Source organism: Arthrobacter sp. THG-b23, from assembly GCF_059091265.1.
In genome coordinates this window covers 194152-218008 of the sequence record NZ_JBNHGM010000003.1, presented here as the reverse complement: position 1 = coordinate 218008, position 23857 = coordinate 194152, and the positions used below count along the sequence as shown (strand labels likewise).

Below are 23857 nucleotides of genomic sequence, written 5' to 3'. Positions count from 1 at the left end.
TGCTCCACGCTCAGCTCGAAGTGTTCGGCCACGCACTGCTGGAGTTGGTCCAGGACCTGCGGGGCGTGGACGCCGGTTATGCGGCCGGTGTGCCCCCACGCAGGTAGACGGTGGTAGTGTGCGTGAAGAATTCCTTGGCCGCACCGCCCTGTTCCTTCGGGCCGTAACCGGACTTCTTCGCGCCGCCGAAGGGGACGTGCGTGTCAGATCCGGCGGTTTCGGAGTTCACGTGCAGGATGCCGACGTCGAGGTCGTCAAGGCCGTCCAGCACGCGGGTGACGTCCTGCGTGAAAAGCGCAGCGGAGAGTCCGTACTCACTATCGTTGGCCAACTCGAACGCGTGCTCAGCGCTCGCGGCCCGGCGGACGCTGAGCACCGGGCCGAAGAGTTCATCGCGCCAGACGTCCGCGTCGCGGCCGGCGGGCAGTTCCAGGATGGTCGGCGGCACGAAGTACCCGTCGGCGAGGTCCCCGCTGTCGTACTCTGTCGCACCAGCAATCACGGACGCGCCTTGGTTAAGCGCAGTGTTGATGCCCGCCCTGATGGATTTGCGGGCTCGGTCGTTGACAACCGGCCCCATCTGCACGGCCGGGTCCGTGGGGTCACCGACTACCAAGGCCTCGGCGCGCTCCCGCAGCGCGGCCAGAAATTTGTCGGCGACGGAAGCGGCCACGATTAGCCGCGAGGTAGCCGTGCACTTTTGCCCGGTGGACCGGAAGGCACCAAGGATTACCTGTTCGGCGGCCAGCTCCAGGTCTGCGTCGGCCAGCACGATGGCGGCGTTCTTGCCGCCCATTTCCGCTTGTACCGGAACACCGCGGCCGGCGGCCTCGGCGGCGAGCCGGCGCCCAATAGCCGTGGAGCCGGTGAAGGTCAACCCGTCTAGGGACGAATGTTCCGCAATGGCCTGGCCCATGGACCCTGGACCGATAAGCAGATTCAGTACTCCGGGAGGCAAACCAGCGGCCTCCAGTGCTTGTGCCAGCCGCATGGCCAGTAGTGGGACGGTGCTGGCGGGCTTCCATACCACGGTATTGCCGTAGGCGAGCGCCGGAGCGATCTTCCACGCTGGGATGGCGATCGGGAAATTGAACGGCGAGATCACGCCCACCACTCCCAGGGGTCTCCGGGTCGTCAGGATTTTCTCGCCGCGGCGTGGCGAAGTAAAGAGCTCGCCGGCGCTGCGGTCCCCTTCGTTGCCGTAGTAGCGAAAGATCTGCGCGGCCCGCAGCACCTCGCCCTGGCCCTCCGCGAGGGTCTTTCCTTCCTCCCTGGCCAGTTCCAGTCCCCAGTTTTGAGCTTTCTGCTCGAGCAGAGCCGCTGCCCTGAGCAGCACGGTGCCCCGTTCGTGCAGGGGGGTGCGCGCCCACTCTCGCTTGGCGGCGACGGCTGCAGCCATGGCGCGGTCTGCCTCTACGGCGCCGGCCTGCAGGCCCTCCGCAACGGCCTCTGCCGGGCGGGCTGGGTTGTAGCTGGCGATTGCGGACCCGCTTCCGTCGGACCAAGCACCGTTAGTGTAGTGCTGCAGCTGCACGGCAGTGCTCATGGTGTTCCTTTCGGCTTCGGGAGGTATTTAGCGGAAGGCGGGGATGCCGGTGATCTTGTTGCCGAGGATGAGGGTGTGGACCTCGTCGGTGCCTTCGTAGGTGCGCACGGATTCGAGGTTGTTGGCGTGGCGCAGCGGCGAGTAGTCCAGGGTGATGCCGTTGCCGCCGAGGATGGTGCGGCATTCGCGGGCGATCTCGATGGCTTCGCGGCAGTTGTTGAGCTTGCCGACGGAGATTTGGTGGGGCTGGAGCTGTCCGGCGTCCTTGAGCCGGCCCAGGTGCAGGGCGAGCAGGAAGCCCTTGTTAATTTCCAGGGCCATGTTGACCAGCTTTTCCTGGGTGAGCTGGTAGCCGGCCAGCGGCTTGTCGAACTGCATCCGCTCCTTGGAATAGTCCACGGCCGCCTGCCAGGCGTCGCGGGCGGCTCCCATGGCGCCCCAGATGATGCCGTAGCGGGCTTCGTTGAGGCATTCGAACGGGCCGCGCAGGCCCTTGGCGCCTGGCAGGAGCGCGTCGGCGGGTAGCCGGACGTCGGTGAGTTCGATGTCGCACTGGATGGAGGCGCGCATGGAGAGCTTCGGTTCGATCGGGGTGGCTGTGAAACCGGGAGTGTCGGTCGGGACCAGGAAGCCGCGCACACCGTCGTCGGTCTGCGCCCAGATAACGGCTACCTGTGCCACGGAGGCGAGGCCGATCCAGCGCTTGGAACCGTTGAGCACCCAGTCGTCCCCGTCGCGGCGGGCGAAGGTTTTCATGCCGGCCGGGTCGGAGCCGGCGCTGGGTTCGGTCAGGCCGAAGCAGCCGATCGCTTCGCCGGCGGCCATCTGCGGCAGCCACTGGTTTTTCTGGTCCTCGGAGCCGTGCTTGTGGATCGCGGACATGGCCAGCGAGCCCTGGACGGAGACGAAGGTGCGCAGGCCGGAGTCGCCGGCTTCGAGCTCGGCACCGGCGAGGCCGTAGTCCACCGCGGATCTTCCGGCGCAGCCGTAGCCTGTCAGGTGCATGCCGAGCAGGCCGAGTTTGGCCAGCTCGGGCACGATCTCCAGCGGGAAGACGGCGTTTTCGTACCATTCGGCGATGTTCGGCTTGATCGCGGTGTCCACGAAGGAACGGATGCTTTTCTGCAGCAACCGCTCCTCTTCCGTCAAGAGCGAATCAAGAGCAATCAGGTCATGGTCCAGGGACATGGTGCGTTCCTTCTGTGGAGCTTGGTTCTCGGTATGGGGCTTGGTTATCGGAGCCGACCCTAGTTGTCGGTAATTATTTTGGCGGACGGCGCCGATGCCTCAGCGGAGTGCCAGAGCGCCGGTCTTCGCTGCGGAGCCGGCCGGCGGCGACGTTCACGATGGCTTGGCGCAAGACCTGAAGACCGTCGTCGAACAGATCAGGGCCGATCACCAGCGGTGGCAGCAGCCGGATGACGTCGCCTCGAGTGCCGCAGGTCTTTGTGAGCAAGCCCTGCGCGTAACAGCGGGCGGAGATTTCCTTGGCCAAGTCGGGGCGCGGTGCCAAGGTGCTGCGATCCGCGAACTCGAGGGCCAGCGAGGCACCGCGGCCGCGGAAGTCGGCCAACACGTCTGTTTTGGCGACCAACGGTGCTAGCACCTGCCGTGCGGCGGCTTCGATGGCGCGGGCGTTGGCCAACAGGCTGCCCTCCTCGAACGCCTCGAATACTGCCAACGCGGCCTCATAGTCGAGTGGGTTCCCTGCACCCACGCTTCCGAGCCCATCGGCCTGGACAGCATTCATCAGCTCGGCCCGGCCGGTAAGCGCGTGGAGCGGGCTCCCGTCCGTCAGCCACAGGGCACTGAGCACGATGTCACCGGCGACCCCTTCGTGCTCACTGGCGAATAGGGCTCCGCTGCGGCCCATGCCGACCTGGAGTTCGTCGATTACCAGAACGATGCCGTACCGGTCGGCTATGCGGCGTAGCCCCGAGAGGAAGCCTAATGCAGGCACGGCAAAAGCCCCTTCGGTCTGGACGGGTTCGATCACCATGGCGGCGAACGTGTCCGGGCCATGCTCGCCCAGGGTGGCCTGCACCGAAGCTAGTGCTGCGGCCGTGACCTCCGCCGGGGCGGGAGCGCCGGCAGCGCTGTTTGCCATGGCGGAATGCCTGGGAATGGCCGATGCCGCGCAGACCACGTCGGCGGACAACGAGAGTAGGTTCCGCCGGTAGGGGTTCTCCTTTGCCGTCATCGCCGGTGCCAGCAGGGAGAGGCCGTGGTATGCCTCGTCGAAAACCAATACCTTGCCGCGGCCAGTAACGGAACGGGCGAGCTTCACCGCTTTCTCCACCGCCTGGGCTTCGGTCGACAAGAGCACCGTACGCTTCTCGAAGTTACCCGGGGTGTGCTCGTTGAGCCACTGAGTCACTCGAGTTTGGGATGCGCCCTCTGCACCCCTTAGGTGAGAGTCTAGGGTTTTCTCGAGCTGGTCGGCCGCAAGGTGGTGGACGAGCGGGTGCTCGGCCCCGCTGCTACACATAACGATTCCGGAAGCGAAGTCGATCAGACGGTTGCCGTCCACATCCTCCAAAATGCCACCGTCGGCCCGCTCGATGAACACCGGAAGGGGGATGCCTAGGCCGTTGCTGAAGTGCTCCAGGCGCCGCTGGTAAAGGGCCTGCGACCGAGGACCGGGAACGGCCGTGGCTAGGTACCGGGACTGTGGGAGCGACGGCCGGGGGCTGCCCGCGGGGGAGGTGCGTGCGTCGATCATGGGACAACGCTATGCGGGTTGGGGTGCGTCGGTCATTGGATGGTTTGGTGTAGTCGAACCTCATTGTTGGACAATCGGACTAACGTTTAGCTGACTCAGCTCCATGACGCATCTTGTCCGGTGCGGCCAGCCGTTGCCCACCCGCTCTCAGGGATGCAGCTGTGCTGCAGGCGATCTCCCGAGCTTGAAGCGACCTATTCTGCCACCACTTAGTCGTGGGACGGGTGCTCATGCTCAAGGTGTCCGGCTGGTTCGAGTTGGAAAGTGGAGTGTTCCACGCTCAGCTCGAAGTGTTCGGCCACGCATTGCTGCAGTTGATCCAAAACCTGCGGTGCATGCCCGTCCACAAAGCACGAATCCTCGATTACCACGTGGGCGCTGAGCACCGGGATGTTGGAGGAGATCCGCGAGGCGTGCAGGTCGTGGACGGACAGCACGTGCGGCACTTCCAGGATGTGCTGGCGGACGTCCTCGAGATCCAGGCCCTTCGGCACGGTTTCCAGCAGGATGCTGCCCGCCTCGCGGAGGATCTTGATCGTGCGCGGGACGATCAGGATGGCGATCAGCATCGCGGCCAAGGCGTCAGCCTGAGTCCAGCCGGTGGTGGCGATGACGACGGCGCTGGCGATGACGGCGACGGAGCCGAGGGCGTCATTGACCACCTCAAGGAAAGCCGCCCGCAAGTTAAGGTTCGCGTTCCGGCCGGCGCTGAGCACCAGCATGGAGGCGATGTTCCCCAGCAGGCCGATGATGCCGAAGACCAGCAGGCCACCCGAACTGACTTCGGGCGGGTGGAACAGCCGCTGGACACCTTCGACCAGCGCAAAAATTCCGACCGCGAGCAGGACCGCGGCTTGGGCTCCCGCGGCCAGGACTTCCATCCGGAGGTATCCCCAGGTTCGGCGCGGGGTGTGCGGCCGGACCATGAGCGAAGCGGCGACCAGGGCGATCAGCAGCCCGCCGGCATCGGTGAGCATGTGCCCGGCGTCCACCAGCAGTGCAAGGCTGCCGGTCACGAAGGCGCCGAGCACCATGGCGACCAGGATGGAGGCGGTGATGGCGAAGGCGATGGCCAGCCGGCCGCGGTGCGTCGGCCCGGCATGGTGGTGGTGTCCGCTCACGCCGACGCCTCGGATGAGGGCGCCGCATCCGGCAGCGCCTCCGCTGCAGCCCGGCTGCCGGTGACGGTCGGGCACAGTTCGACGGCGTAGCCGGTGGCCTTCAACAATTGTTCGGCTGACGCCAGGGCGGCGAGCAGCTCGGGTTCGGTGGTCAGCGAGTACATCGACGCCCGCCCCACCGGGCGTGAGGTGACCAGGCCGCAGTCGCTCAGGCAGGCCAAGTGGGCGCTGACCGTGGACTGGGCAAGGCCGAGGTGCTCCGTCAGCTCCCGTACCTTGTGCTCGCCCGTGGTCAGGTGCTGCAGGATTGCTAGCCGGGTAGGGTCCGAGAGGCTGTGGAACAAAGCGGCAGCCGGAGCCAAGTCACCGGTGCGGCCCACAGTCCGTTCCCGTTGCATCGTCATATGGCGATGATATCGGTGAAAATCGGGTTTCCCTACCGCAGCCCCACCGCACTCCGGGCGCCATGACGGGTCGGCACGCGCACGGGCGGTCCCGTGCGCGTGCCGAACACCGCCATCGTTCTGTGCTGCCTTAGATCTGGTCGTCGGGGATATCGACTTCGATCTGTTCGAGGCCGTCGCCGACGGTGATCTGGCAGCCGAGCCGGCTGCGCGTTTCGTCGCGGGGGCCGACGGTGCAGTCGAGCATTTCGTCTTCGTCGTCGCCGATTTCGGGCAGGCCGTCCAGGTATTCGGGGCGGACGTAGACGTGGCAGGTGGCGCACATGGCCTGGCCGCCGCATTCGCCGACGATGCCGTCGACGCCGTTGGTGACGGCGGCGCGCATCAGTGAGGTGCCGGGGTCGACGTCGAGCACGTCAACGTTGCCGTCGGAGTGGTGGAAGCTGATCTTTGCCATGGTCCTTCTTTCCTAGTTCCAGGTGACGGGGAGGCTGGTCAGGCCGCGGAACACCCAGCCGTCCCAGGTCTCGGCGCGGCTTTCGTCGGTGCGAAGGCCGGGGAAGCGCTCATAGGCCAGGGGAACGGCGAGTTGTCCGATGGCGGACTTCGCGGCCCAGTGTCCGGCACACAGGTGAACCCCGCTGCCGAAAGCCAGGTGGGAGGTCTTCGGCCGGAAAATGTCGAAGTCTGCGGCGCTGGGACCGAAATGCGCCGTGTCGCGGTTGGCGGAGGCCACGACGACGCCGATGCCGGCGCCGGCGGGCAGCTCGACGCCGCACAGGGTGGTGTCCCGGGTGGTCTGGCGCGGGTACATGCCGATGGGGGAGAGCCACCGGACGGCTTCGTCGAAGACGGCAGGCCATAGCGATGAATCCTGCAGTACGGCCTGGCGCTGCTCGGGATGCCGGCTCAGCGCCCACACCATGTTGGTCACCATGTGCTGCGGCTCGTTCATGCCGCCGGAGATCGTGAGCTTGACGTTGGCGGCGACGTTGTCGAACGGCAGTCCGCTGTTGGCCAGCGCGGACGTCATTGAGGCGTCGGGATGCCGCTGGTAAAACGGGATGAGCTCGTCGAGGATTCCATCCAGTTCGGCTCGCGAAGCATCGCACCGGTCCCAGATGCTCTGGTCGTCGAGGACGTTCCCGGCTCCGGCGATGAAATCGTGCGACCAGCGGCGCATCTGGTCAACCACCACGTCCTTGAGGCCGAGCAGGTCGATCAGGTTTTTCGAGGCGACCGGCGCCGCGTAGTCCCGGTTGAGGTCGGCGCGGTCGGGGCCGGCATCCTCTACCTGGTCTAGGAACAGGCGGGCGTTGCGTTCGAAGACCGGCGCCCACGCATCCTTGATGTTCCTGGGGCGCAGCACCGGATTGATCGCGGCCCTGTCGGCGGCATGTTCAGGATCGTCTTTGCGCAGCATCGGCTGGCCGCCGAGGGCGCGGTTCATGGTGGCGCCGCTGACGTTGGCGCTAAAAATCTCCTGGTCCATCTCCACCGCATGGCATCCCGCGTAGCTCGTCACCAGGAACCGGTTGAGCGACGGCACCCACGCAACAGGTGCCTCCTCCCGGAGGCGGCGGTACGTGGGGTAGGGATCCGCCATCAGGTCCGCCGGCCGCACCCAGTCCGCCGAGGCGCAGGCCCGGCTTTCAGGAGCCGACGTCTCTGCGCGGACGGCTCCGGGGGCGGCCGGTGTCGCGGCAACGGGTGCTGCGGCGGGGACGGAAAAGGGGGCGGGAACGGAAGATGCGGCGGGAGCACTCGGTGTTGCTGCAACGGCAACGGGAGAGGGCCGGATCCCTTCCGATGTGCTGGTGCCAAACCCGAACGGGCACTGTCCGACGCCGGTAGTCATGGCTTGCTCCTTCGAACTAAGTGGATGTGTCCAGTGTCACCCGGCGGCTATCTGCTAGTAAACTGCGGATATCAGCGCAACTTCTTCTATCACTTAGGAATAACGTCTTGCCCAAGTTCACCCTGCGCCAGCTGGAACTCTTTGCGGCACTGCCCGATCATCCGACGCTGAGCTCCGCGGCGGCCGCCCTGCATATTTCGGAGTCGGCGCTCTCGCACGCGTTGAGCGAACTGGAGGCAGCGGTGGGCGAGCAGCTTTGCGTGCGCCGGAAGGCAAAGGGCATGTGGCTCACGCCCGCGGGGCAGTACCTCGCCGGCCGGGCCCGGAGCATCCTGAAGGAAACCGATGGGCTGGTCAGCGAACTGGCCGGAGTCGACGGACAGTTGCGGGGACCGGTCGCGCTCGGCTGCTATATCGGACTGGCCAGCAACGTACTGCCCTCGGTGCTAGAGGGCTTCGGGAAGCAGCATCCGGGAGTGGAGATCGGCATTACGGTGGGCGATCACGGCGACCTGTTGCCGTCGCTGACGACCGGTGCCTTGGACGCTGCCATCGTCTATGACATAGGCCTGCCCGCGGGATTGCAACGAAAGACCATTTATCGCACGGAGGTGATGGCCGTTGTGGCCCAGTCCCACCCGCTGGCCGGCAAGGCCGAACTGGATCTGGCCGAACTTGCTCCGGAGCCGCTGATCATGCTCGAATCGGTGCCCAGCAGTGGTTATACGCAGCTGATGTTCAGCGAACGGGGCCTCACGCCGACGCTGGCGGCCCAAGTGCCGCAAATCGATCTGGTCAGGGCGTTGGTGGGACGCGGCCTCGGCTACAGCCTGCTGATGTCACGGCCGAACCAGATTCCGGTCACCACCGAAGGTTTGCCGATCGTCTCGAGGCCTCTGGTGCCCCGGGCCGGCGGGACCTCGGTGGTGGCCGTTTGGCCCGACGGCGTGGCCCTGAGCGCACGGGCACGTGCCGTGATGGATTACGCCTCCGAGGTGCTGCACGGGGTCGAAACCGTCTGAGCGGAGGCCGCCGGCGCACCTTTTGCGTGTCAGCGGAAGGCGGGGATGCCGGTGATCTTCTGGCCGAGGATCAGGGTGTGGACCTCGTCGGTGCCTTCGTAGGTGCGCACGGATTCGAGGTTGTTGGCGTGGCGCAGCGGCGAGTAGTCCAGGGTGATGCCGTTGCCGCCGAGGATGGTGCGGCATTCGCGGGCGATTTCGATGGCTTCGCGGCAGTTGTTGAGCTTGCCGACGGAGATCTGGTGCGGGGCCAGCTGTCCGGCGTCCTTGAGCCGGCCCAGGTGCAGGGCGAGCAGGAAGCCCTTGTTGATCTCGAGTGCCATGTTGACCAGCTTTTCCTGGGTGAGCTGATAGCCGGCCAGCGGCTTGTCGAACTGCATCCGCTCCTTGGAATAGTCGACCGCGGCCTGCCAGGCATCGCGGGCGGCTCCCATGGCGCCCCAGATGATGCCGTAGCGGGCTTCGTTCAGGCACTCGAACGGGCCGCGCAGCCCCTTGGCCTTCGGCAGCAGCGCTCCGGCGGGCAGACGGACGTCGGTGAGTTCGATGTCGCACTGGATGGAGGCGCGCATGGAGAGCTTGGCTTCGATCGGGGTGGCCTTGAAACCGGCGGTATCGGTCGGCACCACGAAGCCGCGGACGCCGTCGTCGGTCTGCGCCCAGATCACGGCAACCTTGGCGACCGAGGCGAGGCCGATCCAGCGCTTGGAACCGTTGAGCACCCAGTCGTCCCCGTCGCGGCGGGCGAAAGTCTTCATGCTGGCCGGGTCGGAGCCGGCGCTGGGTTCGGTCAGGCCGAAGCAGCCGATCGCCTCGCCGGCGGCCATCTGCGGCAGCCACTCTTGTTTCTGTTCCTCGGAGCCGTGCTTGTGGATCGCGCTCATGGCCAGCGAGCCCTGCACGGAGACGAAGGTGCGCAGGCCGGAATCGCCGGCCTCAAGCTCGGCGCCGGCGAGCCCGTATTCAACGGCGGAGCGGCCGGCGCAGCCGTACCCATCCAGGTGCATGCCGAGCAGGCCGAGCTTGGCCAGCTCGGGCACGATCTCCAGCGGGAACACCGCATTTTCGTACCAGCCGGCGATGTTCGGTTTGACCGCGCTGTCCACAAAGGAGCGGACGTTCTTCTGCAGTTGCCGTTCCTCCTCGGTGAGCAGGGATTCGAACGAAATCAGGTCATGATCCAAAGACATGGGTTTTCCTTCTGCCGAGATGCGGGGAGGGTATTGAGGTTGGGATGGCTGCAGGGGTCAGGCTCGAGCCCGTTGCGCCGTCGGGGAGGCGGGCACATCGGTCATACGGCAACGCTAACGCGCCCCCGGCATAGGGGCATCGGATATTCTGCCCAAGACTTCAGGCCGTATTGGATAATCAATCCATGGTTTCCCTCGCCCAGCTCAGCCGTGAACTCGGAGATTCGCTCCGGCCGGCGGTTCCCGGACCGGTGCCTGGGATCCAGCTCTCCGGTGTCCATGTGTCCGAGCTGGCAGACCCGGGTGCCTACCTGGAGGGCGGCGAGCTGCTGCTGACCACCGGCATCCCGCTGAGCGGAAGTGCCGCTGCCGTGGACGGGTACGTGCGGCGCCTGGCGGCCAAAGGGGTCGCTGCCCTTGGCCTGGGGCTGGGGGAAGGGCTGGACAGCGTGCCGCCGGAGCTAATCCGGGCCTGCTCGGCCGAGGGCGTGGAGCTGTTGGTGGTCCCCGACGGCGTCCCGTTCCTGGACGTCTCGCGGATGTTCTGGGAATTGGCCTCGCGGAGCGATCAGGCAGACCTGATAGCGAACCTGGGAACGCAGACAGCTTTGGCCCGCGCGACGATGCGTCCGGATGCCCTGCCATCGGTCGTACAGGGGCTGGCCCAGGCGCTGGGTGGCTGGGCGGCCTACCTGCCCGCGGACGACGGGACGGAGGCCACCGTCTGGCCGGCCAGTGCGCTGCCGTTGCTGCCGCACCTCAAACTGGAAACCACACGACTCAACGATGCCGGCACCCATTCCGCCGCTACCTTCTGGCTGCACGGCGCTCCCGTCGTCGAGTATCCGATCCTCGTCGGACGGCGGATCGACGGCTTCCTGGCCATCGGCCCGGGCCGGACCCTGACCAAGGCCGATCGGCAGATCATCACGACGGTCTGCGTCCTGCTGGCTCTGAAGGCCCAGCAGCGCGAGGAGCTGCTGGGAACGACGACGGTGCTGGGCTCCGTCGTCGCCAAGCTGATTGCCCGCGGCCAGGTGGAGGCAGCACGGCTGGTAGCCGCCGACGGAAACCTCGGACCGCTGCCGGAACGGGTCCGTGTGCTGGCCGCCCGGATGGGGACGGCGGATTCCCTCACCGCGCTCGCCGGCGCGGTGTCTCGGCTCCGACCGGCCGACGGCGGCGGCTCGCCGGCGAGGGCCCTGGCCAGTTGTGCACTGCGCTTTAGCGACGACGGGATGGCCTACTTCCTGCTGGATGCCGGGCTCGCGGAACAGGGAGCGGCAGACCGGCAGGCAGACGGGGAAGCCGACGCGGAACTGCTGGCTTGGACGGGAGTCGACGCGCGGGCCGAGGTTGCGTCAGCGTCAGCAGTTGCCCCGGGTGGCGCGGAGACCGGTGCTGCCTGGACGGAATCCTTCGCCTTGGAAGACGTGGCGGCGGCGATGTCGGCGGTGCACCGTGCCGCGGTCGCGGCGCCTGCGGGCAAGCTCGTGGAACTGGCGGCCGACGATGAGGCCCGCGCCGACGCGTGGGTCGAGGCGCTGGCGGGGTACCGCCGCGCCGAGCTGCTGGAGACCGTGGCCGCCTACCTGCGCCACCGGGGCCACTGGGAGGATACCGCCCGCCAACTCAACGTCCACCGGAATTCGCTGCGCCATCGCATGGCGGTGGCCGAGCGGCTGCTTGGGGTCAGCTGTGACGACCCGGACGTCGCCGCGCACCTGTGGCTTGCCCTCCGCCGGCGCGGACTCTGACGTTCAGTCCAGGCTGCGCAGCCACTCCAGCACGGGTGCGGTGTGTTCACCGAGTGCGGGCGGGGCAGCGGTGCGCGGTTCGAACGCCGGGCTCCAGGAGATCGGGTGGCGGACCTGGCGGCCGGCGGGCTCCCCGGCGGCATCCCGGACTTCGATGGTCGGGGCCAGCCCCAGTGATTCGGCATACCTGATGCCCTCGTCGATGCCGGCCACGGGGCCGGCGGGAACTCCGACGCCGGTGAGCTTGCCTTGCCACACGGAGGCGGAGGCGGCGGAGAGGGCCTGTTCCAGCAGCGGGATGAGCTCCCGGCGGTGCTGCACCCTGGCGCTGTTGGTGGCGAAACGTTCGTCGTCCGCAAGCTGCGGCTCTCCCAGGACGGTGGCCAGCTGGCGGAACTGCCCGTCGTTGCCGCAGGCGACGGCCAGCGGGCCATCGGAGCATTCCAGCAGCTGATAGGGAACGATGGACGGGTGCTCGTTGCCCATCCGCCCGGGGACCTTGCCTGCTCCCAGATAGGCCTGGGCCTGGTTGGCCAGGGCGCCCTGCAGGCTGGACAGCAGGTTGACCTCGAGCCGGCTGCCCCGGCCGGTGGCGGCGCGCGCGCTGAGCGCGGCGAGGATCCCGATGGTGGCGTCCTTCGCGGTCAGCACGTCCACCAGGGCGACACCCGCCTTGTAGGGTGAGCCGTCCGCCTCGCCGGTGATGCTCATCAGGCCGCCGACCGCCTGCACGATAAAGTCGTAGCCGGGCAGGGACGCACCTTCGGCTGAACCAAAACCGGAGATCGACGCGTAGACCAGGCCCGGATTCCCGGCCGATAGCTCCGCATACCCAAGACCTAGCCTGTCCATCCCGCCGGGCTTGAAATTCTCCACGACGACGTCGGCAGCCAGCGCCAGCTTCCGGGCCAACCGCCGGTCGCCGGGATCAGCCAGGTCCAGGCAGACCGACTCCTTGTTGCGGTTCACGCTCTCGAAGTAGGTGGCCCCGGTCGGGGAATACGGCGGACCCCAGCTGCGGGTGTCGTCCCCCGTGCCCGGGCGCTCCACTTTGATGACCCGTGCACCCAGGTCGGCCAACGTCATGGTGGCCAGCGGGCCGGCGAGCACCCGGGAGAAGTCCGCCACCAGCAAACCCTCCAAGGGTCTTTGTCCTGCAGCCGGGGCAGCGGCGGTGGGGGAGTCGGGCACGATCCGTCCTTTCGAACAAGCACTAAGTGGCGTCGAGTCTACGGCAGGGTGGCCGGCGCGGGATCGGATGTCTCGGCCAATGGGGTTGGTCGTTTCGTCCAAGGGGAGGCTGCTGGTTGTCAGCTTCGACACCTGGAAGGGGTCCGCCTCTTGGGCCACAGACCAAACGGTCCTCTCCCGCCCGCCCATACAATGGCTGGTATGAACACGACTGACCGCTGGGCGCGCTCCTGGCAACGGCAGCTGCCCGGGTTCGGACCGACATGACGGCAGAATCACCCGAGCAGGTAGTGCTGCTGGACGAGAATCTGAAGCCCGCCGGCGTTGCCGACAAGTCCGACATCCACACCGGCGAGACTCCGCTGCACCTGGCGTTCTCCTGCCATATTTCCGACGCCGAGGGCCGCGTGCTGGTGACCAGGCGCGCCCTGAACAAGCTGACCTGGCCGGGTGTCTGGACCAACTCCGCGTGCGGCCATCCGGCCCCGGGGGAGGAGATGGCCGACGCGGTGCAGCGACGGGTGCGCTACGAGCTGGGGCTTGGGCTGGAAGACCTGAGGCTGGTGCTGCCGGACTTCCGTTACCGCGCGGTGGACGCCTCCGGCATCGTGGAGAACGAGTTTTGCCCCGTCTACACTGCGCTGGCCACCGGCGAACTGTCGCCGCGCGATGACGAGGTGGCCGAGTACCGCTGGGTGCGCCCCTCCGACCTGCGGACCGCCGCGACTGCCGCGCCGTGGGCCTTCAGTCCGTGGATCGTGCTGCAGCTCCAAGCCTTGGACCGCCTGGCCTAGCACTCGCAGAGACGGATCCGAGGCCTCAGGTGGCAGACGAATGTTCGGGCGTCTGCTGGGCCAGGGGTCGGCGGGCATCGCGCTGGGCAGAGGTCGGCAGCGCCGCCGTGCCGGAGGTCACCAGCCGGGCGATGACCTCCTCCGGCCACATCGGCCGGCCGAAGTAGAAGCCCTGGGCGTTCAAATCCGGGCAACCGGCCAGCCACTCCACGGTCTCTGCGGTCTCGATGCCCTCGATCACCACGTCCGCCTTCAGCGCGGTGAACATGGCGATCAAATGGCTGACCACGATGTTCCGGGCGGTTTCGTCGTCGTTCCGGGCACGGCCCTCGCCGGCGCTGACCAGCGAGCGGTCCACCTTGACGATGTCGAAGGGGAACTCGGTCAGCGAGTTCATGGATGAGTAACCGGAGCCGAAGTCGTCCACAGCGATCCTGAAGCCCTCGCTGCGGAACTGCACGAGGGTTGCCCGGGACTGCTCGGACATCTTGTCCAACGAGTTTTCGGTCAGCTCCACGATGATGTTCAGCTCCGGCCCTTCGGCGCGCATCCGCCTCAGCCGGTCCACGACGGGGGAGCCGGCGGCGAGCTGGCTCAGCTCCACGTTGACGGAGATGGAGCGGACACTGGTGACTGCGCTGATTCGGGCCATCGCCGCCGCCGCACCGTCGATCACCTGGATGGTCAGCTCGTCGAGCAGTCCCAGCCGGTTCGCTTCGGTGATTAGCCGGTCCGCCGGGATATTACCGAGTTCGTCGTCCTCGTAGCGGGCCAGGGCCTCGAACCCGACGATCGCATCCAGGTCCAGGGAAACGATAGGCTGCAGCGCCACACGCAGCAGGTGCCGGCGGATGCCGCGCTCAACCGCCACGGCCAGGCAGGCTTCGGCCTCGGAGCCGTCGCGCTGTGCGTCGCGCAGCCGCTGCTGCAGCCGCTTGGAGCCGTACATGCCGGAATCGGCGTTGCGAAGCAGCTCCTCGATGTTGGATGCCGGGCGGTCGGAGTACGCCACTCCGGTGCTGGCCCGCACCCGCAGCGTGTTGCCGCGGGCGGTGAGCGGGCGCGCGATCGCAGCGGCAATGCGGTCGGCGGCGGCGCGGGCGTCGGCTTCGCTGGTGACATCTCGGAGCACGACGACGAATTCGTCGCCACCGATGCGAGCGGCCACGTCGTCCTCGCGGATTTCCGAGCGGATCCGCTGCGCGGTGGCGGTCAGCAGCAGGTCGCCGACGTCGTGGCCGTGCCTGTCATTGACGGCCTTGAATTCGTCGAGGTCCAGATAGACGATGGCGATGGCCTCGCCGGGGCGGCGGCCGGCATTGATTTCGGCCAGTCGATGCCAGAGGGTGCGGCGGTTGCCCAGCCCGGTCAGGGCATCGGTGTCCGCCTGCAGCCGCAGTTCGTGCACCAGCTCATCGTGCCGGACCATGATGCTGCCGACGTGTGCCAGCGCGTCCAGCACCTGCTCGTCTTCTTCGGTGAACTGTGCGCCGCCGTTTCGCGAGGCCACCAGGTAGTTGTCGCCGTGGTCCCAGCGACGCATCCGGACACCGATTTCCCTTTCTTTCGGCGCTTCCGGACGCAGGGACACGCGGTCCGCGCGCACCGAGGCGCTGGCGGCGGCGAGGAGGGTCCTGTCGAGCCCGTCCGGTCTCCATGGCAGCTTGAGCGAGGCGTCGACCAGGCCTGTGAGGCGGCGGCGCAGCTCGCGGTTGCGCAGCCAGCCGGTGACCGCCAGCGCCAGCACGGACGCGAAGACCAGGAGCAACGACTGGACGCCGTCGTGGCTGAACCGCAGGGCGGCGTACTGGGCGGCCAGGCACAGGAGCAGGTTGATGGCCAACGTGCACAGTGCCGGCGGCCATCCGATGCCGTTGCGGAAGGTGCTGCTCCGTGTGGCCGTGGTGGCGAAGGCACCCTCGACGGCAATCGCCGTCAGGAAGAAGGCCAGCCAGCCAGCCAGCAGGGCGACCGGCCACGCAAAACCGGCAGCGTAAAGGGATTGGAACACCGCTACCAGCACGGCAGAGGCGAGCAGCCGGCTGATGAACCAGTACACCTCTCCCCAGCGGAAGCGCCGGAAAACCACGCGGGTGGCCAGCAGTCCGACTCCCACCACCGCCACCGTTTCGTGCAGCGGGGCGGTGAGATCGTTGCAGACGATCACAGCGGCGGTCATCGAGGCGGTCGTCTGGCGCCGCATGAGCGGCGTATCCACGCGCAGGTGCCAGGCCAGCACCAGCATCAGCACGGAGAGGACGGCCACCAGGTCGAACTGTGGCGGATCGACGATTGCAGCCGCGATGACCTGGCCCAACACCAGCAGCCCGGCGGCCGAAATGCCGGCGATGGCAGCCCACGCCAAGGCGGCCGCCGCCTTGGTGGCCGTCATGATGCTGCCGGCATGCCCGTTCCCCACTTCTGCCGTCTGATGTTAACGTTTCAACAATCGTAACCGCGCAGCACGCGCAGCCGGTGCAGCCGGTGGTGGACCGGCCGACTCGGGGTGGTTTGCAGAATCTCCGCTACGGTCCGCGTGGTTCTGATAATCCGGGCCGACGCGCGTCGGGGCCGTCCTGAGCGGACAGCCCCGACGCCGCGGCTGACCCGGAGCCGCACCGGGTGAGCATCACCTTCAGTGCTTGAGCAGCCCCTCCAAGAAGGTGGCGGGCCGCTGCATTTCGCCATGCTTGGCACCGAGCACGATGACCGTGCCGGCGAAGGCCGGGATGGTCCACTGCAGCAGCTTGAGCTGCTTCTGCGCGGACTTAAGCTCCGGTGATGCCATCGGCGACGGCTCGGTGGCGCCCTCTGCCCCCTGCTCGGCCATCTTCTCCACCTTCTTGCCCAGCATGCCGGCGTAGAGGGTGACGCCCGCGCCGGCCAGGGTGACAACGGTCTTGATCACGGTATTCCGCGTAACCCCTTCCTGCTTGACCATCCTGCCCTTGTTGCCCGCCAGCAGCGGCAGACCGGAAGCAAGGTGCGATACGAAGGCTACGGTCTGAACAGGTGCCCACTTCATCCAGCCGATGCTGGACAAACGGGTCCGCTCGCGCGGATCCTGGGCGGCGGCGGCCGCACCGTTAAGGCCGATGGCGCCCATCAGGGAACCGCCAAACCAGGCGGCGGCAGTAAGGTCGTGCACAGAACGGGCCAAAAGATTTCCGGACATTGCTGACTCCTTAAGTGCGTGCTGTGTTGCCGATCGGCAGGTGCCTCCGGCTAAAGGTTGACGACGTCGTTCTTGCCGACGTCGCCTGCTTGCTTCCCGGTGACCATTCCCTTGGCCAGCTTGAACAGCGTGGCCACCTTGGGAGAATCCGGCTTCCAGTATTCGGCCGTGTGGGCCTCGACCCGGAGCAAAGCCACCGTCGGGTCGTCCTTGCCGTTTTCAAACCACGGTTCCATCATGGGGCTCCACAGTTCGTCAATCTTCGCCTGGTCGCGGACGATTGTGGCGGTGCCCGAGATGGACAGGTAGCCGTCCGAACCGCTGACCGACACGTTCACGTGCGGATTGGCGCGGATTTCGCTGGCCTTGGGCGAGGGATCGTGCGTCACGAACCACAGGTCGCCGTCGAACTCTGCTTCCTGTAACGCCAGCGGCCGACTGAACAGCTGGCCGCTGGCATTGACCGTGGTGAGGACGCCGATGTCAGCGTCCTTCAGGATCTTGGCTACTTCCTTGCGTCCTTCATCATCGTTCGCCATGAAACCACCTTCCGTCTAGGGTTCAGGGAATCCTCAGCATACTTTCTAATTCCGAGGAGGCCAATGGTGGTTGCGGGCGCGAGACCCTTGGGCAGGGAAGTGCGCGGCACGGGATCGGGGCCTGGCAGGCTCCGACCCCATGCCGCGGCAGTGCCGCCTCTTTACGCGGTGCGGGCGCCGGCGAGCAGCTCGTCCAGCCGCTCGTAGCCTTCGCTCATGCCGCTTTCCATGCCGGACTGGGCCATGCCGTCGCGTGCCTCCAGCGTGGGGTAGACGGAATGGCCGATCAGTTTGCAGCGTCCGTTGCCGAGGTCCTCGAGGGTCATGAACTCGATGCTGACCACGTCCGGGTAGCCGCCGAACTCGAACGTCTGGATGGCGAACTCGTTCTCGCGGACCGTGTGGAAAATGCCGGTAAAGGCGTACTGCTGGCCGTCGGGTCCGGTGTGGAGGTAGCGGTAGCTGCCGCCGGTGCGGAAGTCGTAATGATCGATGTCCATCTTCATGCCGCGCGGGCCCAGCCACTGCTTGAGGAGGTCGGGGTCTTTGTGGGCGCGGAAAACGTCGGCGACGGGATAGTCGAACTCGCGTTCGGTATCGATGAACGGAAGGCCCTCCGGGAGGGTGACTTTCAGTGAGTTGCTCATGGTTTGTCCTTGGATAGTTGGCCGAGCACGGCGTCCAGTCCGCGGTACTGCGCCTCCCGAACCAGCCGGTACTGGTCGATCCACGCAGTGAGCGCTTCGAGCCGTGCAGCGTTTAGGTGAACGGGCCGGCGCTGGGCATCCCTGGTGCGGGTGACCAAATGTGCCTGCTCGAGGACCTGGATGTGCTTCGAAACCGCCTGCTTGGAGATCTCGAAGGGCTCGGCCAACTCGTTGACCGTTGCCGGTCCGCGGCTAAGCCGGGCGATGATGCGGCGGCGGGCCGGATCTGCCAGGGCCATGAACGCCTTGTCCAGGAGGGCCTCGTCGCTACTACCAGTCACGTTATTCAACTCTTCCCTTGATCAACCTTTCGGTTGAATAAGAACTTACTCCTGCGGCAGCGGCAGGTCAAGGGGGGGGCGACGGAGTTTTGGCTTGGTGCGCGAGTCCGGCTCCGGGCGGGTCTGGGGTCTGGCAGGATGAAGCATGGCTAAGCCCTTCACTCTTACCCAACTGCGCTACTTTGCGGTGGTCGCCGAGACCGAGAACATGACGGCCGCCGCCCAACGGCTCAACATGACGCAGTCGGCGCTGTCCAATGCGATTTCCCAGCTGGAGCACGACCTGGACGTGCAACTCTTCATCCGGTTGTCGCAGAGGGGCCTGAAACTGAGTCCGGCCGGACGGCAATTCGCTAAAGACCTGCACGCCTTCCTTGAGCACGCTGATTCACTCTACGAATCGGCTCGGGGGCTGTCGCAGAATCTCACCGGGGAGCTAAAAGTAGGGGTCTTCGGCCCCCTGGCACCCTTCCGGGCTCCAGTGATCCTGCAGGCCTTTGAGGCGGAATACCCGGACGTTCACGTTTCATTCTTGGAGGGAGATCAGGAGTTCCTACGACGGGCATTGCTGGAGGGGCATTGTGAGCTGGCGCTGATGTACAGCATTGGGTTGGGCGGCGGTTTCACCACTCAGACGGTGGAGCACATTCCGGCGCACGTGTTGGTCCAGGAAGGGCATCCTCTTGCTGCAAGTCCTGACCATGAGGTGGCGCTGAGGGATTTGGAGCACGAGCCGATGATCCTGCTGGACTTGCCGCACACCAGGGAGTACTTCATGCAGTTGTTCCAGCTTGCCGGCTTGAAGCCCAATATCCGTCACCGGGCAACCGGCTATGAGACTGTCCGCTCTTTCGTTGCCCGCGGCCATGGCTATGCTGTGCTGAATCAGCGGCTCCACCACAATCTGACCTACGCGGGCGGGGGAGTCGTTCCCCTACGGCTTGTGGATCATTTGCCATCCATCGAGGTAGTGCTGGTGCGCCCCGAGGGGCTGACGCCCACGCGGCGGGCGCTCGCGTTCGAGGCAGTGTGCCGTGCGCTCTACGGTGCGGACAAGACCTAGCCTCCTGTGTGCTGCGTCTTGCCCAAGCTTCGGATTCATTATTTCGATTGGAAACGGAGAAATTATCTATTGGACAGATGTGACACGGCTCACTGAGACTGAACATCATTCCGATAGGTTGATCCGCCCCTGTCCGAACCTGCAAAGACGCGGGACGGTACGAGGATCAGCCGCAACCCTCAGGAGGACTTGCGATGGCCTGCAGTCAGTCGAGATTTACGTCGTGTTCCGGGTTCCACGCTGCAAGTAGGGACTGCAGTTCCTCCCACCTCCGGTGGCGGTCATGACGGTGAATGAGACCCGGACTACATCGGGAGCCGCAGACGCCACAGCCTTCTCGCAGTCGAAAAAAACCACCGGGATGCAGAAGCGCGTCCTTGCAGGTGGCAGTGTTGGGCAGTTTATTGAGTTCTACGACTTTTCGCTCTACGGTCTCTCCGCGGTTACGCTCTCACAGCTGTTTTTCCCCGGCGAGAACGCACTTATTGGCCTGTTGGCGACCTTTGCCACGTTTGGTGTCGCCTTCATCGCCCGGCCGATCGGAGGCCTGTTCTTCGGCCAGCTGGGCGACCGGATCGGTCGACGCCGTGTCCTCTACATCACGCTGGTGACTATCGGCGGTGCCACGACCGCCATCGGTCTGTTGCCGCCCTATGCAGTCGTCGGAGCTCTCGCACCTGCACTGCTGGTACTGTGCCGGCTGCTGCAGGGGTTCTCCGCAGGCGGGGAATCCGTCGGTGCCCCGGCCTTCGTTTTCGAGCATGCTCCCGTGAACCGCCGTGGTTTCTGGCTCAACATCACGCTTGCCGCCACCGCGCTGCCTTCCGTCGTGGCCGGGGCGATGATCCTGATCCTCAACCAGACCCTTTCCGATGAGGCCTTTTTCTCATGGGGCTGGCGTGTACCCTTCCTGCTGGCATTGCCGCTGTCCCTGTTCGGTGTGTGGATCCGCTCCAGGACCGAGGAGAGCGCGGCCTTCAAGCAGGTCGCTGAAAAGCAGAAGAAAAAGGAGTACAGCCCAGTTCGCGAGGCCTTCCGCGAGAACAAGGTCCGGATGCTCCAGGTCGTCTTCGTCATGGGCCTGACCGCCATGGGTTTCTACTTCCTCTCCGGCTACTTCGTCGGCTACGTGCAGACGACCGGCAACCTGACCCTGCAAGCGTCCCTAGTGGCGAACGCTTCAGCGATGCTGTTTTACGCTTTGCTGCTCCCGGTCGGCGGGATCATCGGTGACAAGGTCGGCCGCAAGCCGATGCTGATTGCAGGGTCGGCCGCGATCGCATTGCTGGCCTTCCCATGTTTCATGCTGGTGACCAGCGGCTCGCTGGGCCTGGCGATTCTGGGACAGCTGCTGTTCGTCGTTCCGCTGTGCATCTACGGCGGCGGCTGCTACACCTTCTTCGTGGAAATCTTCACGACGAAGACGCGCTTCACCTCGGCCGCTGTCAGCTACAACCTGGGATACGCGTTGTTCGGAGGCACCGCACCCTTCATCGGCACCGCGCTGGTGAACGCCACAGGTATTTCTTACTCGCCGGCCTACTGGCTGTGCGGCGCAGCAATCATCGTGTTCCTGCTGCTCACGCTGACCAAGGTCCCGGAGACCCGCGGACGCCTCGGCTGACCACGGGAGCCGGGCGGACCGATACTCCCTCCGGCTCCCACAGGTTCCGCCTTTCCCGGTTTCCTAACCGGCAGCATACGTATTAGGTATTAGGAGTTTTTCGTTATGTCCGCTGAAGCTTTTCTCAAAGACTTTCACCACGTTGCCACCATCGGCGCTACACCAAACCACGGTGTGCACCGGCAAGCCGCCACCGAGGAAGACCGGCAGACCCGGGACTGGTTCACCGCCTTTGCAGAGGAGCACGGTTGGGGGGTGCGAGTGGACGGCATCGGCAACATGTTCGCCATCATCGAATTCCGGCCCGCTGCGAGATTCGTCATGATCGGCTCCCACCTGGACAGCCAACCGCTGGGCGGCCGCTTCGACGGGGCGTACGGTGTGTTGGCCGGGTTGCACGCTGCTGCCCGAATCGAGGCCCACATTAAGGCGTCAGGGGAGCTTCCGCCCTTCAACCTGGCGGTCGTGAACTGGTTTAACGAGGAAGGCGGCCGCTTTGCACCCTCCATCATGGGTAGCTCCGTCTTCGCGGGAATCATGGACCGTGAGCAGATGCTCGGCGTTAGGGACCTCCAGGGAGTCTCCGTGCGGGATGCCCTGGAGGCGATAGGCTACCTCGGGACCGATGAGGGGCCCGAAGCCGTGAGCTACGCGGAGATCCACATCGAGCAGGGCCGCATCCTGGAGCGCGAGGGCCTGACCATAGGTGCCGTGGACTCGAGTTGGTACACACAGAAGCTGGACATTGAGGTCCTCGGCGAGCAGTCCCATACTGGCGCTACGGCCATGGCAGACCGGCACGATGCGCTGGTGGCCGCCTCGAAGATTGTCCTCATGGTGCACGACGTCACGCGCAACTTCGAGGAGGAGGCACTCGTTTCCTCCGTGGGGCAGCTGACGCTGGAACCGAATTCGCCGATCGTCGTGGCCCGCCGGGTGCACCTTGTAGCTGATTTGCGCTCCAACAGCCCCGAGATTGTGCGGTCCGCACGGGACAGCCTGCTGGCAGACATCGCCCAGCTTGCCCGGGAACACGACATTCGGATCACTGTGAACGACTTCGACATCCGGGCCAACCAGTACTACCCCGAATCCGGTGTCGAACTGACTGAGAAGACGGCCGCGAAGCTGGGACTGGGCGTACGCCGTATGCAGTCGATGGCAGGGCACGACTCGGTAGCGATGAACCGGATTGTGCCGTCGGTCATGGTATTCATCCCGTCAGTAGACGGCGTCAGCCACTGTGAACGCGAATTTACCAAGGACGCGGACATGCTGGCGGGCCTGGATGCCCTGACCGAGATCGCGTTGGAACTGGTTCATGGCGCGCTTTCCGAAGAGCCCGTGCTGGGAAAGAGCAACGTGGGAAATCATTCCACTGCAGGGGCCCGGCCATGACCCAGCTGCATTACCTCAGCGCAGTCGACGCGCTGCGGCTGTTCCGTTCTCGGGAGCTTTCCCCTGTGGAACTGATGGAAGCGGTCATAGAACGCACCACCGAGATCAACGGGACCGTCAATGCGCTGACAGAGACGATGTTTGAGGAGGCCCTCGCTGCGTCGCGTGAGGCCGAGCGGCTGTACCAGCGCGGCGAGTACGACGGCGAAACCCGGGGACTGGACCCGGGGCGCTCGTTACTGGGACTTCCGGTGGCCGCCAAAGAGAAGCATGCCATCGCCGGCCGAAGCTTCTCGCAGGGGCTGTTGGCGTGTGCCGGCGAGACCGCAGCAGCCGATCACCCGATCATTGGGCGGATCAAAGCCGCCGGAGGTATTCTCCACGCCCGAACCACCTCGCCTGAATTCAGTTGCGCCACGGTGACGCACAGCCCGATGTGGGGAGTCACCCGGAACCCGTGGAGCCCGGAGTATTCGCCGGGCGGGTCCTCGGGCGGGGCCGGAGCAGCGCTCGCCTCCGGCATGACGGCGTTGGCGACGGCCTCGGACATCGCGGGTTCTACCCGGTTGCCCGCCTCCTTTACCGGAACCGTTGGTTATAAGGCGCCGTACGGCAGGATCCCGGGTATGCCGCCTCTTTCCAATGATTGGTACCGCGGCGACGGCCCGATGGGCCGCACGGTCGCCGATACCGCCCTGTTGACCAATGTGATGGCCGGTCCGCACCCTGTGGACCACACCTCGGTAGGACCGTCCGCTCCTTTGCCCTTGGAATTTGCGCCGGTCCACCAGATGCGGATTGCGCTTTGTATCCGGCTCGGAGACTACCCGGTCATGGCGGAGATCGAGGCCAACACCCGCGGCGTGGCCGCGGCTCTGGAAACAGCCGGGGCAATCGTCGAGGAGATCGAACTTCCTTGGTCCCACCGGGAGATCAGTGATGTCATCTTCACCCACTTTGGGCACATTCTCGGTCCCGCCATGGAGGCAGCCACCGCAGGCGGCACCGAGCAGTTGGCCGCCTACACACGGCGCTTCATGGCCGACGCGCGTGAGGCGTCATCCCGCCACACACTCCTGGAGGGACTGCAAGCCGAGTCACGTATCCAAGCGCAGCTAGCCCAGGCCATGACTGGGTTCGACGCCTTGATCTGTCCCGCCTCAGCAGTTTCTGCGCTCAAAGCAGACGCCGACTACCTCGACGGGATCGACGTCGACGGGAAGCATCTCGAGCACTACTGGGAAGCGCACATGACGGCGCCGTTCAACATTAACAACCGTTGCCCTGTCCTGGCCGTGCCGAGCGGACTATCCGAGACCGGAATCCCGACAGGCGTGCAGATCGTCGGGCACCCCTACGACGACCTCACCGTCTTCCGCATCGGTGCCGCCGTGGAACGGGCGCGCCCTTGGTCCGAGATGCGGCCGGCACTCTGACCCCCGATGTCCTAGACCGGCCCGCCGAC

At 65.8% G+C, this 23857-nt stretch carries 21 protein-coding genes; 7 read left to right on the top strand and 14 right to left on the bottom strand.

The annotated features are described in order from the left end of the window. Positions 1–76 precede the first annotated feature (76 nt). The 7 genes from AC5RVD_RS07865 to AC5RVD_RS07835 form a co-directional block, all read right to left on the bottom strand. A complete protein-coding gene (locus AC5RVD_RS07865; protein WP_494126586.1) occupies positions 77–1546 on the bottom strand; it encodes an aldehyde dehydrogenase family protein in 1470 nt (489 codons plus the stop codon). Between the two features lie 27 nt (positions 1547–1573). Then, a complete protein-coding gene (locus AC5RVD_RS07860) occupies positions 1574–2734 on the bottom strand; it encodes an acyl-CoA dehydrogenase family protein (protein ID WP_494126585.1) in 1161 nt (386 codons plus the stop codon). Positions 2735–2807: 73 nt separating this feature from the next. Beyond that, a complete protein-coding gene (locus AC5RVD_RS07855; RefSeq protein ID WP_494126584.1) occupies positions 2808–4268 on the bottom strand; it encodes an aminotransferase class III-fold pyridoxal phosphate-dependent enzyme in 1461 nt (486 codons plus the stop codon). A gap of 209 nt (positions 4269–4477) precedes the next feature. Continuing rightward, positions 4478–5389 carry a cation diffusion facilitator family transporter gene (locus AC5RVD_RS07850; RefSeq protein ID WP_494126583.1) on the bottom strand — a complete coding sequence of 304 codons (912 nt, stop codon included), beginning with the start codon at positions 5387–5389 and terminating at the stop codon, positions 4478–4480. Beyond that, positions 5386–5793: an ArsR/SmtB family transcription factor gene (locus AC5RVD_RS07845; RefSeq protein ID WP_494126582.1), complete on the bottom strand. Its 408-nt coding sequence runs from the start codon at positions 5791–5793 to the stop codon at positions 5386–5388. The genes AC5RVD_RS07850 and AC5RVD_RS07845 overlap by 4 nt, the downstream gene beginning before the upstream one ends. Positions 5794–5923: 130 nt before the next feature. After that, positions 5924–6250, bottom strand: a complete 327-nt coding sequence (locus AC5RVD_RS07840; RefSeq protein WP_494126581.1) for a 2Fe-2S iron-sulfur cluster-binding protein — start codon at positions 6248–6250, stop codon at positions 5924–5926. Between the two features lie 12 nt (positions 6251–6262). After that, on the bottom strand, positions 6263–7651 hold the full coding sequence (locus AC5RVD_RS07835; protein ID WP_494126580.1) for a cytochrome P450: 1389 nt from the start codon (positions 7649–7651) through the stop codon (positions 6263–6265). Between the two features lie 107 nt (positions 7652–7758). On the opposite strand from AC5RVD_RS07835, the gene AC5RVD_RS07830 reads away from it, so the two are divergent. Next, a complete protein-coding gene (locus tag AC5RVD_RS07830; RefSeq protein ID WP_494126579.1) occupies positions 7759–8673 on the top strand; it encodes a LysR family transcriptional regulator in 915 nt (304 codons plus the stop codon). 29 nt (positions 8674–8702) lie between these two features. Here AC5RVD_RS07830 and AC5RVD_RS07825 read toward each other — a convergent pair whose 3' ends face one another. Further along, entirely contained in the window at positions 8703–9863 is a 1161-nt protein-coding gene (locus AC5RVD_RS07825; protein ID WP_494126578.1) for an acyl-CoA dehydrogenase family protein, read from the bottom strand. Between the two features lie 185 nt (positions 9864–10048). Between AC5RVD_RS07825 and AC5RVD_RS07820 the strand changes: the two genes are divergently transcribed. After that, the gene (locus tag AC5RVD_RS07820; protein WP_494126577.1) at positions 10049–11620 is read left to right on the top strand and encodes a PucR family transcriptional regulator ligand-binding domain-containing protein; all 1572 of its coding nucleotides are present in this window, start codon (positions 10049–10051) and stop codon (positions 11618–11620) included. Between the two features lie 3 nt (positions 11621–11623). On the opposite strand, the gene AC5RVD_RS07815 is transcribed toward AC5RVD_RS07820, so the two are convergent. Further along, a complete protein-coding gene (locus AC5RVD_RS07815; RefSeq protein ID WP_494111694.1) occupies positions 11624–12811 on the bottom strand; it encodes a CaiB/BaiF CoA transferase family protein in 1188 nt (395 codons plus the stop codon). A gap of 263 nt (positions 12812–13074) precedes the next feature. Here AC5RVD_RS07815 and idi point away from each other — a divergent pair, with 263 nt between their 5' ends. Next, positions 13075–13605 (top strand): isopentenyl-diphosphate Delta-isomerase, encoded by a 531-nt coding sequence (gene idi, locus AC5RVD_RS07810; protein WP_494126576.1) that lies wholly within the window; start codon positions 13075–13077, stop codon positions 13603–13605. Positions 13606–13630: 25 nt separating this feature from the next. On the opposite strand, the gene AC5RVD_RS07805 is transcribed toward idi, so the two are convergent. The 5 genes from AC5RVD_RS07805 to AC5RVD_RS07785 form a co-directional block, all read right to left on the bottom strand. Further along, positions 13631–16024, bottom strand: coding sequence for a putative bifunctional diguanylate cyclase/phosphodiesterase (locus AC5RVD_RS07805; protein WP_494126575.1), 2394 nt, complete (start codon positions 16022–16024; stop codon positions 13631–13633). Between the two features lie 216 nt (positions 16025–16240). Then, positions 16241–16780, bottom strand: coding sequence for a hypothetical protein (locus AC5RVD_RS07800; RefSeq protein WP_494111697.1), 540 nt, complete (start codon positions 16778–16780; stop codon positions 16241–16243). 50 nt (positions 16781–16830) lie between these two features. Then, positions 16831–17319 carry a pyridoxamine 5'-phosphate oxidase family protein gene (locus AC5RVD_RS07795; RefSeq protein WP_494126574.1) on the bottom strand — a complete coding sequence of 163 codons (489 nt, stop codon included), beginning with the start codon at positions 17317–17319 and terminating at the stop codon, positions 16831–16833. A 161-nt stretch (positions 17320–17480) separates the two neighbouring features. Then, complete coding sequence (locus tag AC5RVD_RS07790; RefSeq protein ID WP_494023543.1) at positions 17481–17966, bottom strand: SRPBCC family protein; 486 nt, start codon at positions 17964–17966, stop codon at positions 17481–17483. Beyond that, positions 17963–18265, bottom strand: a complete 303-nt coding sequence (locus AC5RVD_RS07785) for an ArsR/SmtB family transcription factor (protein ID WP_493988232.1) — start codon at positions 18263–18265, stop codon at positions 17963–17965. The genes AC5RVD_RS07790 and AC5RVD_RS07785 overlap by 4 nt, the downstream gene beginning before the upstream one ends. Before the next feature lie 187 nt (positions 18266–18452). On the opposite strand from AC5RVD_RS07785, the gene AC5RVD_RS07780 reads away from it, so the two are divergent. From AC5RVD_RS07780 to AC5RVD_RS07765, 4 genes are all read left to right on the top strand, one after another. Then, on the top strand, positions 18453–19370 hold the full coding sequence (locus AC5RVD_RS07780) for a LysR family transcriptional regulator (RefSeq protein WP_494111700.1): 918 nt from the start codon (positions 18453–18455) through the stop codon (positions 19368–19370). Positions 19371–19653: 283 nt separating this feature from the next. Further along, on the top strand, positions 19654–20994 hold the full coding sequence (locus AC5RVD_RS07775) for an MFS transporter (RefSeq protein ID WP_494111701.1): 1341 nt from the start codon (positions 19654–19656) through the stop codon (positions 20992–20994). A 105-nt stretch (positions 20995–21099) separates the two neighbouring features. Continuing rightward, positions 21100–22392: a M20 family metallo-hydrolase gene (locus tag AC5RVD_RS07770; protein ID WP_494126573.1), complete on the top strand. Its 1293-nt coding sequence runs from the start codon at positions 21100–21102 to the stop codon at positions 22390–22392. Continuing rightward, positions 22389–23828 (top strand): amidase, encoded by a 1440-nt coding sequence (locus AC5RVD_RS07765; protein ID WP_494126572.1) that lies wholly within the window; start codon positions 22389–22391, stop codon positions 23826–23828. The genes AC5RVD_RS07770 and AC5RVD_RS07765 overlap by 4 nt, the downstream gene beginning before the upstream one ends. Positions 23829–23857: the final 29 nt, after the last annotated feature.